This window comes from Candidatus Poriferisocius sp. (assembly GCF_965208475.1).
GTDB lineage: Bacteria > Actinomycetota > Acidimicrobiia > Acidimicrobiales > Bin134 > Poriferisocius.
This window is the reverse complement of the sequence record NZ_OZ242338.1, coordinates 2,863,660-2,877,049: the sequence shown is the minus strand read 5'-3', so window position 1 is coordinate 2,877,049 and position 13,390 is coordinate 2,863,660. Positions and strand designations below refer to the sequence as shown.

Annotated in this window: 12 protein-coding genes and 1 other annotated feature; of the genes, 7 read left to right on the top strand and 5 right to left on the bottom strand. The window is 64.0% G+C overall.

Annotated elements, in window-relative coordinates; translation table 11 throughout:
• Positions 1-4: 4 nt before the first annotated feature.
• Complete coding sequence (locus tag ACOGXA_RS13410; RefSeq protein ID WP_419924366.1) at positions 5-883, top strand: hypothetical protein; 879 nt, start codon at positions 5-7, stop codon at positions 881-883.
• An 85-nt stretch (positions 884-968) separates the two neighbouring features.
• Here ACOGXA_RS13410 and ACOGXA_RS13405 read toward each other — a convergent pair whose 3' ends face one another.
• Positions 969-2,297: a Fic family protein gene (locus ACOGXA_RS13405; RefSeq protein ID WP_419924365.1), complete on the bottom strand. Its 1,329-nt coding sequence runs from the start codon at positions 2,295-2,297 to the stop codon at positions 969-971.
• Positions 2,298-2,510: 213 nt separating this feature from the next.
• Between ACOGXA_RS13405 and ACOGXA_RS13400 the strand changes: the two genes are divergently transcribed.
• Genes ACOGXA_RS13400 through ACOGXA_RS13390 form a run of 3 tightly spaced genes read left to right on the top strand, consistent with a single transcriptional unit; the run spans position 2,511 to position 6,324 of the window.
• Positions 2,511-4,763, top strand: coding sequence for a molybdopterin-dependent oxidoreductase (locus ACOGXA_RS13400; protein ID WP_419924364.1), 2,253 nt, complete (start codon positions 2,511-2,513; stop codon positions 4,761-4,763).
• Between the two features lie 36 nt (positions 4,764-4,799).
• The gene (locus tag ACOGXA_RS13395) at positions 4,800-5,888 is read left to right on the top strand and encodes a phosphotransferase family protein (protein WP_419924363.1); all 1,089 of its coding nucleotides are present in this window, start codon (positions 4,800-4,802) and stop codon (positions 5,886-5,888) included.
• Positions 5,889-5,895: 7 nt separating this feature from the next.
• Positions 5,896-6,324 (top strand): nuclear transport factor 2 family protein, encoded by a 429-nt coding sequence (locus ACOGXA_RS13390; RefSeq protein WP_419924362.1) that lies wholly within the window; start codon positions 5,896-5,898, stop codon positions 6,322-6,324.
• 3 nt (positions 6,325-6,327) lie between these two features.
• On the opposite strand, the gene ACOGXA_RS13385 is transcribed toward ACOGXA_RS13390, so the two are convergent.
• The gene (locus tag ACOGXA_RS13385; protein WP_419924361.1) at positions 6,328-7,077 is read right to left on the bottom strand and encodes a hypothetical protein; all 750 of its coding nucleotides are present in this window, start codon (positions 7,075-7,077) and stop codon (positions 6,328-6,330) included.
• A gap of 250 nt (positions 7,078-7,327) precedes the next feature.
• On the opposite strand from ACOGXA_RS13385, the gene ACOGXA_RS13380 reads away from it, so the two are divergent.
• The 3 genes from ACOGXA_RS13380 (at position 7,328) to ACOGXA_RS13370 (ending at position 10,509) form a co-directional block, all read left to right on the top strand.
• Positions 7,328-7,618, top strand: coding sequence for a helix-turn-helix domain-containing protein (locus ACOGXA_RS13380; protein ID WP_419924360.1), 291 nt, complete (start codon positions 7,328-7,330; stop codon positions 7,616-7,618).
• A 9-nt stretch (positions 7,619-7,627) separates the two neighbouring features.
• Entirely contained in the window at positions 7,628-8,917 is a 1,290-nt protein-coding gene (locus ACOGXA_RS13375; RefSeq protein WP_419924359.1) for a HipA domain-containing protein, read from the top strand.
• A gap of 318 nt (positions 8,918-9,235) precedes the next feature.
• A protein-coding gene (locus ACOGXA_RS13370) for an IS3 family transposase (protein WP_419924226.1) occupies positions 9,236-10,509 on the top strand; the annotation gives its coding sequence in 2 pieces (ribosomal slippage) (positions 9,236-9,515 and positions 9,515-10,509; 1,275 coding nt in all).
• Positions 9,514-9,642 (top strand) — a sequence feature (AL1L pseudoknot). It overlaps the preceding gene by 129 nt.
• On the opposite strand, the gene ACOGXA_RS13365 is transcribed toward ACOGXA_RS13370, so the two are convergent.
• The 3 genes from ACOGXA_RS13365 to ACOGXA_RS13355 all read right to left on the bottom strand — a co-directional run bounded on the left by ACOGXA_RS13365 (position 10,492) and on the right by ACOGXA_RS13355 (position 13,386).
• Positions 10,492-10,707 carry a PIN domain-containing protein gene (locus tag ACOGXA_RS13365; RefSeq protein WP_419924358.1) on the bottom strand — a complete coding sequence of 72 codons (216 nt, stop codon included), beginning with the start codon at positions 10,705-10,707 and terminating at the stop codon, positions 10,492-10,494. The two genes, ACOGXA_RS13370 and ACOGXA_RS13365, sit on opposite strands and share 18 nt — an antisense overlap.
• Positions 10,704-10,976, bottom strand: coding sequence for a type II toxin-antitoxin system Phd/YefM family antitoxin (locus ACOGXA_RS13360; protein ID WP_419924357.1), 273 nt, complete (start codon positions 10,974-10,976; stop codon positions 10,704-10,706). Before ACOGXA_RS13360 ends, ACOGXA_RS13365 begins: the two co-directional genes overlap by 4 nt.
• 103 nt (positions 10,977-11,079) lie before the next feature.
• Positions 11,080-13,386 (bottom strand): arylsulfatase, encoded by a 2,307-nt coding sequence (locus ACOGXA_RS13355; protein ID WP_419924356.1) that lies wholly within the window; start codon positions 13,384-13,386, stop codon positions 11,080-11,082.
• Positions 13,387-13,390: the final 4 nt, after the last annotated feature.

Below are 13,390 nucleotides of genomic sequence, written 5' to 3'. Positions count from 1 at the left end.
TTCCATGTCCACCCTCAGCGAGCCCGATCGGACCCCGGCCGACCGGTCGGTGTATGAGCGGCTGGCGCGGCACCTGCCCAACGACAACGGCATAGGGGGCGCGCTCATCACCATGGTGGAGCCCCACGAGGGCTACGAGAACGCGTACAACCGCTGGTACGAGGACGACCATTTCTACTCCGGGGCCATGCACGGTCCGTGGGTGTTCGCCGGACGCCGCTGGGTGGCCCCCAAAGCGCTGCGCGACCTGCGCCCGGAGGTGGACGAGCCGGCGTTTCACCCTCCCGACGCCGGCTGCTACATCTCGCTGTACTGGAGCACACCGGGCCACGAGGACGACACCGAGCGGTGGAGCTTTTTGGCCATGGCCGAGGCCCTCATGCCCCACGGACGGGGATTCACCCAGCGCACCCATGTGTACACCGCCTTCCACCAGTACCGCTTTGGGGTGGTCCGCCCCGGAAGCGGCCCCATGAAGCCCCACTTGGCCCTCGACCACCCCTTCGCGGGGTTGGTGGTGGAGGTGATCGCCGCCGCCGCCCCCGACGATCAGCAGGCCATCGAGGATTGGCTGGTCGACGACCACCTGCCCTCTGTGCTGCCGGGCTCGCCCGCGGTGATGTGTCTGGCCTTCGCCCCCCGCGAGTTCGCCCAGGGCCGCATCGAACAGCCCGGCACCCCGCCGGTGGCCCCCACCGCCAAGGTGGGCCAGCGCCTGTGTCTGCTGTGGTTCTTGGACCAAGACCCCTCCGACGTTTTCCCTGACGCCCTCGCCAGCCACCACGCCGCCCTCGCCGCCCACCCCAAGGCCAGCCTGGCCCTGTCCGCCCCCTTCATCCCCACCATCCCCGGCACCGACACCTACGTAGACCAACTCCGCTGACCAGGGAAGGACGGACAGTTGCTACTAATTTGATATCAATTAGTATCGATTAGTAGTTCGCGTTCTATATCCAGCGGCTATGCGGTCAGCTTCGTCGTACCGCAGCCTCAACCTCGTGCGCGATTTGTTGCTTCTCAGCCTCAACCAGGTGATGTAGCCGATCTTGGATGTCGCCGACCGCATAGAACTCGAACTGATTGCCCAACTTGGCTTTGGCGAAAAGCCCCATGGCTTCTAGGGCGAGCAAATCGGTACGAGCCGACTGGTATACCACGCGGTGCAGTTGTGCCTGGCCTTGGATGGTGAAGACCTGGGAGGGGTCGTGCAAGGCGTCGTTGATGATGGCGAGTTGGCGGTTGTTGAGCCTGGAGACACTGCGCAAGCGCTGTTTGACGTTATTGATCTCTGAGGTCTTTCGGGCCAGGTAGTCCCGAAGGCTGTCGATTGCCTGCTCCATGACCTGAAGCTGGTAGATCACGAAGTAAGTGGCATCGTTGCTGTCAGTCTCAGCCTTCAGGTATGACTTCTTGTATTGCCCAGGAGCGTTGCGCAGGATGGCAGAGATGGAGATGTACTGGGCCAGCCAGTACCCGGATCTCAGTATCGACCAGTAGAACAGCGCCCGGGCGGTACGCCCGTTGCCGTCCACAAAGGGATGGTCGTACCCCACCCAGAAATGGAGGACAATGGCTCGGACCACTGGGTGTAGGAAACCTTCGACGTTCTCACCATTGGCGAACTCGCAGAGTTGTTCTAGCCGTCCTGGGAGTTCCTCGGCCGGCGGCGGTCGATGAATCACTGTGTCATCGCTGTCAACCACAACAACCCGCTCTTCGCCGGGCTGCTGGATGCGCCCGGATTCCGACTCGTCGTCCAACGTGCCGTCGGTGACGATGCGGTGCAGTTCCAATACATCCCCCGGCGTCAGCGGGCGGCCCTCTCGGGCCAACTGCTCGGCGGCGATCATCGCGTTGAAGTTATTGAACACCATGCGCTCGCCGTGGGTCTTGGGTGACCGCTTCGTTCGCAGCATTTCTTTGGCGGCTCGCCGAGTGGTGGCGGCGCCCTCCAAGAGGCTGGAGGTGATTGCCTCTTCCATGAGCGAAGAAACCAGGTAGCGGTCGCTGGACTGCACGTTGGCGATGGCGCCATCGGCCTGGATCTGCCCGCTGGCGTACTGGTCGATGCGGTGAACCGCTTCCTGTATTGGGTCGATGTTGGAGATCCGGAACGGCTCTCCTGTCACACTGGTTAGAGGTAGCGGGCGGGCAACTGCGAACCGGCTGTAGGCAGTGCCCATCCACCACTCGTCTAGAGTGAGGCCGTCGGGAGGGGTCCGGTGCCGCATCTCGTCCCAATGAAGGTATCGGCCCTTGGGATCAATTGGCCTTCCTGACGTCAGCACTTCAATCACGCGGTGATGATTTTCTGGTGGGACTTTTGAGGCCAGATCAGTCCAAGTTGGGGGTGTGAGCACCTTTGCCACAGTGCAACTCTATGGCAGATCCAGGGTGATTGCTACTAATGTGACATGAATTAGTATGGGTTAGTACTCCAACCATGTTGTTTGTCGGCCATGTTCGTCGGACAGAAGCCGCTTTCGCCCCATGTGAGTAAAATCCCCGGCGTGAGCGCCGAAACCCCAGCCCCCGAACCGTCTGGCAATGGCAGCCAGGTTAAGACCCATTTGAGGACCTGTCCGCTGTGTGAGGCCATGTGCGGGATGGTGATCAAAACCGAGGGCACCAAGGTGTTGCCCCCCATCCGGCCCGACCGCGACGACGTGTGGAGCAAGGGCTTCATCTGCCCCAAGGGCACCACTCTGGGGCATTTGCACACCGATCCCGACCGGGTGCGGGTGCCGCTGGTCAAAGACTCCAGCGGCACCTTCCAGGAGGCCACCTGGGAAGAGGCCTATGCCCGCTGCGAGGAGCTGCTCCACGGCGTGCGCGACACCTACGGCGTCGAGGCCATGACCTACTACATCGGCAATCCTGCGGCCCACAACTTCTCCATCAGCCGCTACGTGGGCGCGCTGGTGATGCTGTCGGGCGTGCAGATGGGGTACTCGGCGGGCACCGTCGACCAGTGGCCCAAGAACGTGTCGTCGGTGTGCATGTACGGCAACTCTTGGACGTTCCCCACCCCCGACATCATGCGCACCCAGTACCTGGTGGTGATGGGTGCCAACCCCCACGCCTCCCAGGGCAGCCTGTTGGCCTGCCCCGACGTGCTGGGCGAGATGGACAAGATCCGCGAGCGGGGCGGCAAGTGCGTGGTGATCGACCCCCGCCGCACCGGCACCTTCGACCACGCCGATGAGTGGGTGCCCATCACTCCCGGAACCGATGCCGCCTTCTTGTTGGCCCTGTGCCATGTGCTGTTCGACGAGGATCTGGTGGATCTGGGCACCATGGCCGGCCACGTGAACGGCCTCGACGAGGTGCGGGCCCTGGTGGCCGACTGGACCCCCGAGATGGTGGTTGAGACCACCCAGATTCCGGCCGAAAAAATCCGCCGGCTGGCTCGGGAGATCGCCGCGGCCGACAGCGCCAGCGTGTACGGCCGCATCGGGCTGTGCAACCAGGAGTTCGGCACGCTGGCCTCGTGGCTCATCGACGTGGTGAACCTGCTCACCGCCAACTTCGACGTGCCCGGCGGGATGATGTTCGCCACCCCGGTGGCTCCGGCCATGGCCACCCTCAACTTCGAGGCACCCAAAGAGCCCGAGTTCGGCCGCTGGCACAGCCGGGTGCGGGGCGCCCCCGAGGTGCTGGGCCAGGTGCCGGTGTCGTGTTTGTCGGAGGAGATCATGACCCCCGGCGAGGGCCAGATAAAGGCCCTGGTGGTGGTGGCCGGCAACCCGGTTATCAGCTCGCCCGAGGCAGGTCGCCTCGATGAGGTGCTTCCCATGCTGGATGCCATGATCTGCATCGACAACTGGGTCAACGCCACTACCCGCCACGCCGATGTGATCCTGCCCGGGCTGTCGCCTCTGGAGCAGCCCCACTGGGACGAGATGATCTGGTCATGGGCCGCCCGCACCGCGGGCAACTGGTCGGACCGGATCTTCGAGTTCGGCGACCGCCCAGACGAGTGGGAGGTGCTCGTGCGGGTGGGCGCGCTGATGGGCGGCCAATCCAACGGCGAGATCGACGAGCGCGCCATCGACGACGGGTTCTTCTCCGGGCTCTGCACGTTCTTCGGCCTCGATCCTGGCCATGTGCTGTCGCACTACGACGCCGGTGGCCCCGAGCGGATGACCGACTTCATGATCCGGGTGGGCCATCGGGGCGACCGCTACGGCGAGAATCCCGACGGACTCACCTTGCAGGACTTCAAAAACAACCCCCACGGCCTCGATTTCGGCCCGATGGTGCCCCGGATACCGGAGATCCTCCACACCCCGTCGGGCCGCATCGAGATGGCCCCGCCCTACATCACCGCCGATGTGGACCGGCTCCAGCGCCGCTTGGGGCGCGACGACGGAATGGTGCTGGTGAGCCGCCGCCATGTGCGGTCTAACAACTCCTGGATGCACAACGTGAAGGTGCTGGTGAAGGGCAAGGACCGCTGCACGCTAATTGTGCATCCCGACGACGCGGCGGGGATCGGCCTGGCCGAAGGATCGGTGGCCCGGGTGAGCACCGAGGTCGGCAGCATCGAGGTGCCCGTTGAGGTGAGCGACGAGATGATGCCCGGCGTGGTGTCGCTGCCCCACGGCTGGGGCCACAACCTCGACGGGGTGCAGCTCTCGGTGGCCAAGGAGTTCGCCGGGGTCAACAACAACCTTTTGGCCCCGGGCGAGCTGGTGGACGAGATCTCCGGCAATGCCATCGTGAACGGGATCAAGGTGGAGGTTGTGCCCGTCCCCGCCTGATATTCGGCCCGCTTCGGTGGGTAATCTCAGGTTCCTATGGCTATTCCCCAAGACCGCGACATCGACGCCCTCAAGGCCTCGGTGTCCGACTGGATGAACACCCGCCCCGGCGTGTCCGATGCCGAAGTGACCTTTCTGGTGAACCCCGAGTCCTCCGGGTTCAGCAACGAGACCTTGGTGTGCGACGCCGTCTACACCCTCAACGGCCAGATCCGGGATTCGGGCATCGTGGTGCGCAAGCGGCCCACCGACTACGCCATCTTCCCCACCTATGACATGAGCGTGCAGTACCGGAGCATGCAGAACATGGCCGCCTGCGGCAGCGTGCCGGTGCCCGAGATCCTGTGGGTGGAGGACACCGGAGAAGTGCTGGGGGAGCCGTTCTTCATCATGGAGCGCCTGCACGGCCGGGTGCCCTCCGACAATCCACCGTTCTTCTCGGAGGGCTGGGTATTCGAGGCCACCCCCGAACAGCAGGCCGCGCTGTACAACTCGTCGGTGGACACGCTGGCCGCGGTGGCCAAAACCGACTGGAAGGCCAACGGATTCGACTTCGTGGAGCGCCCTCAATACGGCGGCCCCGGTTTTGCCCAGCAGCTCGGCTATCAGCGCTACTACGCCAACTGGGCCGCTGAGGACCGGCCCAAGCCGCTTATCGACGCCGCGCTGGGCTGGTTCGACGCTAACGATCCCTCAGGCTCGATGCCTATCGAGCTGAACTGGGGCGACGCCCGGCCCAGCAACCTCATGTACGGCGAAGACTTCAAGGTGATGGCCGTGTTCGACTGGGAGATGGCCGATCTGGGGCCCGGCGAGGTCGACCTGGGCTGGTTCTTGTACATGAACCGATTCTTGAGCGAGGGTGCCGGCGTCGACTGGCTGCCCGGCTTCGCCGACCAGGAGGGCACCATCGCCCGCTGGGAGCAGGCTATGGGCCGCAAGGCCGAGCACGTGGACTACTTCGAGGCGTGGGGGTGTCTGCGCTTTTGCATCATCATGGTGGCCATCGTGAACATGCAGGTGAAGTATGGGGCCTTCAGTGCCGAGGACGGTGCCCAGTACGAACAGAACAACCCCTCTACCCAGATGCTGGCCCAGTACCTGGGCCTGCCCACTCCCGAGTGAGGCAACCATGAGCGACGCTGAGAATCGAGCACTGGCCGAGGCCCTGTTCGCCGCCCTGGAGCGGATGGACTGGCCCGCGGTGGCCGAGCTGTTCACCGAAGACGGCACCTACCAGGACATGCCCTTCGAGACCGACTCCGGCGGCACCGTCGGCCACGCCGGCATCATCGCCAAGCTGGAGGTGGGCCTGAGCGCCCTGGACCGCTTCGACCTCGGTGTCACCGACATCTGGGTGAGCGGCGACAACGTGCTCGTCGAGCGAGTCGAAGTCTGGCACCACCCCGACGGCACCGTTGCCAGCCTCCCCGTGCTGTGCCGCCTCCAAATCCGCGACAACAAGATCGCCCACTGGCGCGAATACTGGGACTACAACTACTTAATCGCCCAGCAACCCGACTCCTGGCTCCCCCAATCCCCCCGCCCCCGCTGGGACTGACCGCTACCAGTAGACCGTTCGCTTGCGGATCCAGTCGGCGGTGCGGAAAAGCAGCAGCCAGGTGGCTGTGAGCCCCAAGGCCATGATCGCCAGGTAGGTGAGAAGGCCCACTACCCCGACGAATAAGAGAGGGGGTAGGAAGAACACCGACAGGTTGATGGACTCATTCAGCGACAGGCTCTGTGAGGGTGATGCCACGGTCTTGGCTGCGGCGATGCCAAGCGAAAGACCGGCTGAGATGAGACCGCCCAGCAGGAGCGCACCCATCGCCGTCCGCCTCGTCGGCTTGAGCCCCACTTTGGAGAGGTAGCGAGCAGTCGACTCCGGCCTGACCTTGGATGCGGCCACACAGAGCATGGTGAAGAGCAGGGCAAGAACACCGGGCACGCTCAACAAGCTCAACCAGCCGTTGACGTTTACGTAGTCCTCCTCGGTGATGCCCTTGGTGGAGTACCTTCCCCCCAACCCGGCATAGAGCCCCAGCATGCAGAGCGACCCCAGCGCCATGAACCACCACTTGCGCCAATGCTCCAGCCAATACTCCACCGCCAGCCAAATGAGCGCGGCCACCACCATCAGCGAGGAGACGAGCCCAATCGGGTGGGCCAGCTCGTTCAGCCACCCCGGCGCTCTCCAGATGAAGTACAGCCGAAGAGATTCATCCGAGTAATCCGTCTGGTCCCCAAACAAATGCCAAACAGCCACCGGCAAGGTCACCACCAGCAAGGCTGCCGGAATTACGGGTCGATTCATCGGAATCCGTCCACTCGGCCCCCCCGGTTTCATCGGCAACCCCGCTGCTGGCTCAAAGAACCCCCCATTCACCGTACCTGCCCCCGCTGGGACTGAACACCTAGCCGTCGCTGCCCCGCAGTTCTATCCTTGCCTAGGGATACTTCGTATATCTCTGAAGTTATGAGAATCGAAGACAAACTTAACTTATATACGAAGTTCTGTCGAAGTGATAATGTATTCATGAATCCGCGAAGTTACGGGGTATGAGATGAGGGAGCAGCACACTCTGGGGGTTCTGAATTGGGATCTGCGGACGCCGCCGCAGGTGTCTCGGGCGCTCAAGGAGAGAAGGAAGGAGCTGGGCATGACCCAAGAGGAGACCGCTCGACAAGCTGGCGTGTCGGTCCAGTGGCTCTCAGGGTTTGAGAACGGAAAGGGAAGCTGCGGAACCCACCGAATGATGCGTCTGGCTGGTGTGCTGGGATTATCGCTCGCCTTGCACGAGCGCCCACGCACCGATATTGATCGGGTGTTCGAGAGCCTCAGCGGCCCCGCGTGAGCAGCACGAATGCCGGAGGATTCACTGCTCGTCTTCATCGGTGACGATTTTGTCGGCCGCATTGATCGGCGAGGGCCGATGCTGTGCCTCTCCTATGACGGCGACTATTCCTCCCGCCGCGATGTTTCGCCCCTTTCGCTCTCTCTTCCGCTGGAAGAGGGTGAGATCGAGGACCAACGGGTGGAGGGATGGATGTCGGGATTGTTGCCCGGTAACCCAGATGTCCGAGAACGCTGGGCAGCGAAGTACCAGGCGATGTCAGCCTCCCCGTTCGACCTGCTGAGCACTCGCATCGGTTTGGATTGTCCCGGCGCGGTCCGATTCTGTCGGCCAGAGAACTTCGATGCCCTCGAAGAGCGCAACGGCAGTGTTGAGTGGCTGGATGACACCAGCTTCGAGGAGCTCGTCTTGGGGATGGTGAGGGAGTCTGCCCAATGGGTGCGTCCCACCGGGCGCAGCGCCTTCAGCCTCGGAGGCGCCCAAGCCAAGACTGCGTTGCATCGGGAAGGGGGAAGATGGGGTGAGGCAATGGGAAGCGTGCCGACTACCCACATCCTCAAACCGTCGATGAGGGACTTGGACGATCAATCGGTCAACGAGCACCTCTGTTTGACGGTGGCTAGACACTGCGGTCTTCCCGCAGTTCGGACTGAGGTTGAAGTTGTTGCTGGCCATCCGGTGCTGGTTGTCCGCCGTTTTGACCGCCTTGATGTGGATGGTTCCATTCGACGCATACACCAGGAGGATCTGCATCAGGCATGTGGCGAGCCCGACGTTCCCATCTATCAGAACGAAAGAGGAGAGGGCCACAGCCTGCGTCGCCTCGCCCGCCTCATTGCCGACCACTCCGTCGACCGCGACACCGACCTACGGGTCTTCTTCGACGCCCAGGTGTTCAACTGGGTCATTTGCAACACCGATGGCCACTCCAAGAACTACAGCCTGCTGCTCGCCGCCGGAAGGGCCCGCCTTGCTCCGCTCTATGACATCTGGTCGATGATGCCCTACGACCCTCACCACTACCGCTCCTACTCGCTGGCAATGTCGGTCCTGCCCGACCGTCGGATCCTCACCGCCGAGAGCAAACAAGCATGGGAAATGGCGGCTAGTGCAATAGGGCTGCCCGAATCCGAAGGAGTCGACCGGGCCACCGCCATCGCCAAGGCCGCCCCCGAAGCCATGCAGCAGGCGGCCGACGAACTCTCTCCCGAACTAAGGGCGCTGCCTGTCGTGCAAAGCCTTATATCTATGACCGCCTTCCGCCGAGACCAATGCCTGGCCGGCTTGGCTTCGAGTTAGGACTGAGTATCTACCAGCAAGTGCGCCGCGTCGCCCCCCGCTGGGACTGAGCAACGCCTAAGTCGGGTTCTGGATTGCCCAGCCTTGGTGGGCGGCTGCTTGGGAGAGTCGACGGTCGTAGCAGACGAAATCAGTCAGGGAGTCTTCGAGAGACAGAGCACTAGCCAGGTGGATGGCATCGAGGGTTCGGAGCGAATTGGGTTTAAGGGTGCTGGCCATTTCGAGAATCCGGTTGTTCACTCGAAGGAGATCAATCCGCCCCAGCACCTGAATCACCCCGTGTTTTGTGGAGGCTCTGTTCCTTGAGAGGATGGAGCAATGCCAAATCATGGGAGATATCCCGCCGAGTTGCGTGAGCGGGCGGTGCGGATGGTGCTGGACAACGAGCGGCATCACGGGTCGCAGTGGGAGGCGGTCTGCTCGGTCGCTGACAAGCTGGGCCCGTCGGCGGAGACGGTGCGCAATCAGGTGCGCCGAGCGGAGGTCGACGGCGGGATGCGCCCGGGGGTGACGACCGCGGAGCGCGGGCGGCTCCAAAAGCTCGAGCGCGAGAACCGCGAGCTGCGCCGGGCTAACGAGATATTGAAAGCGGCGTCGGCTTTCTTCGGGGCGGAGCTCGACCGCCAGTCCAGGCTGTAGTGGCGTTCATCGACGCCTACCGGCACCGGTTCGGGGTCGAGCCGATCTGCGCGGTGCTCACAGAGCACGGCGTCGGGATCGCCCCGTCCACCTACTGGGCGGCCAAAAAGCGGGCCCCGTCGGAGCGTGCTTTGCGCGACGCCCGGCTGCGCCCGGTGATCGCTAGGGCGCACAAGGCGAACTACGGCGCCTACGGCGCGGCCAAGGTGTGGGACCACCTAAACCGCGTCGAGGGCGTGCGGGTGGCCCGCTGCACCGTCGAGCGGCTGATGGGCCAGATGGGCCTGGCGGGCGCCCGCCGGGGCAAAAAGCCCCGCACCACCACGCCCGCCGCCGGCGAGATGCCCGAGGACATCGTGAACAGGGACTTCGGCGCCGACGCCCCGGATCGGCTGTGGCTCGCTGACCTCACCTGGGTGCGGACCCGCTCCGGCTGGGTCTACATGGCGTTCGTCGTCGACGCCTACTCCCGCCGGGTCCTGGGCTGGCAGGCGTCGCGCTCTTTGCGCACCGAGTTGGCGCTCGACGCTTTGGACATGGCCATCGCCGCCCGCCGGCGCTGCGGCCACAGCATCGACAAAGCCGTCCACCACAGCGACCGCGGATCGCAATATGTGTCGATCCGCTACAGCCAGCGCCTCGACGACAACGACATCGTCGCCTCGGTCGGCAGCAAAGGCGACAGCTACGACAACGCCATGATCGAGAGCTTCAACGGCCTGTTCAAATGGGAACTCATCTACCCGCACGGCCCCTGGCAGGGACAAAGCGACGTCGAGTTCGCCACCCTCGAATACATCGACTGGTACAACAACCGACGCAGCCACAGCCAACTCCTCAAAGGCCGATACACCTACACCACCCCCGCCGACCACGAAACCGCCTACCATAACAACACCACAGCCACCCCGGCCGTGACCCAACAAAAACAGTCTCTACCAAACCCGGCGTGATTCAACCTCCTGTGCGGCCGCTAGTGCCGCGGGGCCGAATGCCAGAACCGCCCGTGATACCTCGGCTCGGGCCAGGGCGCTGGAGACCAATGGCTTCTGTTGGTGGAGGAACTGTTGCAAGGCAGCCGACTCTGGTTCGTCGATGACAAGCTTGACGATGGCCGATGAGTCTAGATAGGTCGCTGGTTGTGAGCTCATCTCTCGTCAGCGCGAAGCCTGGATAGAACCGCTGACGGTAGCTCTGCACCAGGATCAGGTTCAATGGGGTCTGGGAATGGGCCCTCATGCACGGCAGAATCGACCTCACCTGAGGCTCTCAGTCGCTCCAACGGAGAGACGTCTGGGATTGGACCCAACAGCGCCACCGGCCGACCATGATCTGTCACCTGGAATGTCTCCCCGGCTTCGACCCGGCGCAAGTACTCGCTGGCTCGTTGCCGCAGCTCCCGAATCCCAATCGAATCCATTGTGCTATTTGTAGCACATTATCTCCAATGCCGTGAACTGAAATATCGTCTGTCAGTCTGCCGCCACGTCTTGGAAATTTCAATATATTTTATAGCAATCCCATCATTCGAAGCGGGAGCCCATTTGTTTGAGGATTTGGGTGGTGTGTACCGAGGCCATGCGGCCTTGTTCGCCGGGGGTGTAGGTGACGGAGTCGATGGTGTTGGTGTAGGGGAAGGGGCCGTGGCGCTGGTAGATGTCCCAGGAGACGGGGGAGCGGCGGTCGATGCCCACGTCGATGCCCTCGAAGGGGGCCATGGTCCACATGCCGGTGAAGTTCTCGTCCGCGGCTACTTCGACGCCGTCCACCAGCATCCGCAGATCCCAGGCGAACCCATCGGTGATGGTGAAGGCGAGTTGCACGCTGCGCCGGCCCTCGGCCAGTTGGCCACCGTTGAGCAGCCGCATGTGGCCGTAGCCGTTGTGGACGTAGACCACCTCGCCACCCTCGATGTAGCAGGCGTAGCCGCCGCCCTGATCGCCGTGGGCCACCAGCATCCCCTGGTCGCCTGAGGCGTAGTCGAACTCGACGTCCACAGCGAACGACCGGGCCTGGATCATCTTCATGCTCCGGTAGCGCTCCAGCGTGTCGGTGCCCGGCGTGATCCGCACTGGCGTCTCATACACCGCTTCCGACTCAGGCCGCTGCACGAACTTGAGCATCGAGCCCTCATCGAGGGGGTACACCTGATAGCGGTGGGCAGCCTCCTCCCAGGCGTCGATCAGCTCTTGGCGCCGCTCGGGCTCAGCTTCCGACAGATCCACCGTCTCGGTGGGGTCGTCGGCCAGGTTGTACACCTCCCACTCGTGGTCGCCGAACGGGGTCATCGGCAGGTGCAGAGTGACCGCCTCCCAGCCGTCGCGGTAGAACCCCCGGTGGCCGATCTGCTCGTAGTACTGCTCGGTGTGGTGCTCGGGGGCATCGCCGTCGACGAACGTGGGGGCGAAGCTGGCCCCCACCAGCGGACCCTTGAGCGGCTGGCCGTTGCGCTCGGTGGGAGCGTTGAGCCCCACGATGTCGAGCACGGTGGGCAGCACGTCGGTGATGTGCAGGTACTGGCGGCGGAACCCGCCGGGGTCGGCGATGCGCTGGGGCCACGACGAGATCATGGCCACCTGGTGCCCCCCGGCGTGGGTGTTGCACTTGTACAGCCGCAGGGGCGTGTTTCCGGCCATGGCCCAGCCCCGGGGATAGTGGGCCAGGGTCTGGGGGCCGCCCAGCTGATCAAGGCGGGCGTGGTCAACGTCGATGTCGCCGGGGGTGGGCGACAGCACCTCGAAGTACTGCGAGCAGCCGGTGTCCTCGCCCTCGCGGGACGCCCCGTTGTCGGAGGTGAACAGCACCAGCGTGTTGTCCCACTCGCCCAACTCCTCCAGGGCATCTCGAAGCCGCCCGAGGTTCTGGTCGACGTTGTCCACCATGGCGGCGAACACCTCCATGTAGCGGGCGAACACCTCCTGCTGCGTGGTGGACAGCTCGTCCCACGGGGTGACGTCGTTGCGCTCCTCGGAGTTGCGGGGCGGCAGCGCGGTGTCGGCGTCGATGATGCCCAGCTCAATCTGGCGGCGGTAGCGGCGATGGCGGATCTCGTCCCAGCCGGCGTTGTAGGCCCCCCGGTACTTGTCGATGTCGGCCTGCTTGGCCTGGAGCGGGGCATGAACTGCCCCGTGCGACAGGTACAAGAAGAACGGCTGGTCGGGCCGGGCCGCCTTCTGCTCGCGCACCATGGAGATGGCCTCGTCGGTGATGTCGTCGGTGAAGTAGTAGTCGTCGGGGTATTGGTCGGTGCGCACCACGCTGTTGTCTCGGATCAGCCGGTGGGGGTGGTGGAAGTTGGTGAACCCGTCGAGGAAGCCGTAGTAGTGGTCGAAGCCCCGCTGAAGGGGCCACGAGTGGCGGGGGCCCACCAGGTTGGAGTCTTTGCACAGATGCCACTTGCCCACCATCAAGGTGGCGTAGCCCCCTGCCCTCAGGATCTCGGCCAACGTGGCGCAGTGCTCGGTGAGCTCGGAGGTGTAGCCGGGGTAGCCGGGGTCGGAGTGGCACACATGGCCCACCCCCACATCGTGGTGGTTGAGCCCGGTGAGCAGCGACGCCCGGGTGGGCGAGCACATGGGATTGACGTGGAAGTTGAGGTAGCGCAGCCCCTCGGCCGCCATCTTGTCGATGTGGGGGGTGTCGATCTCCGAGCCGTAGCAGCCCAAGTCGGCGAAGCCCAGGTCGTCCACCAGCACCACCACGATGTTGGGCGCGCCCTCGGGCGCCCGCACCGCCTCAGGCCACCACGGATCGGAGCCGGCCACCGTGCGGCCCGCCCGCCCCTCCCATCCCTCATAGGGCTCAGGCCTGCTCGCCGTCTCGTCGGTCATCGGA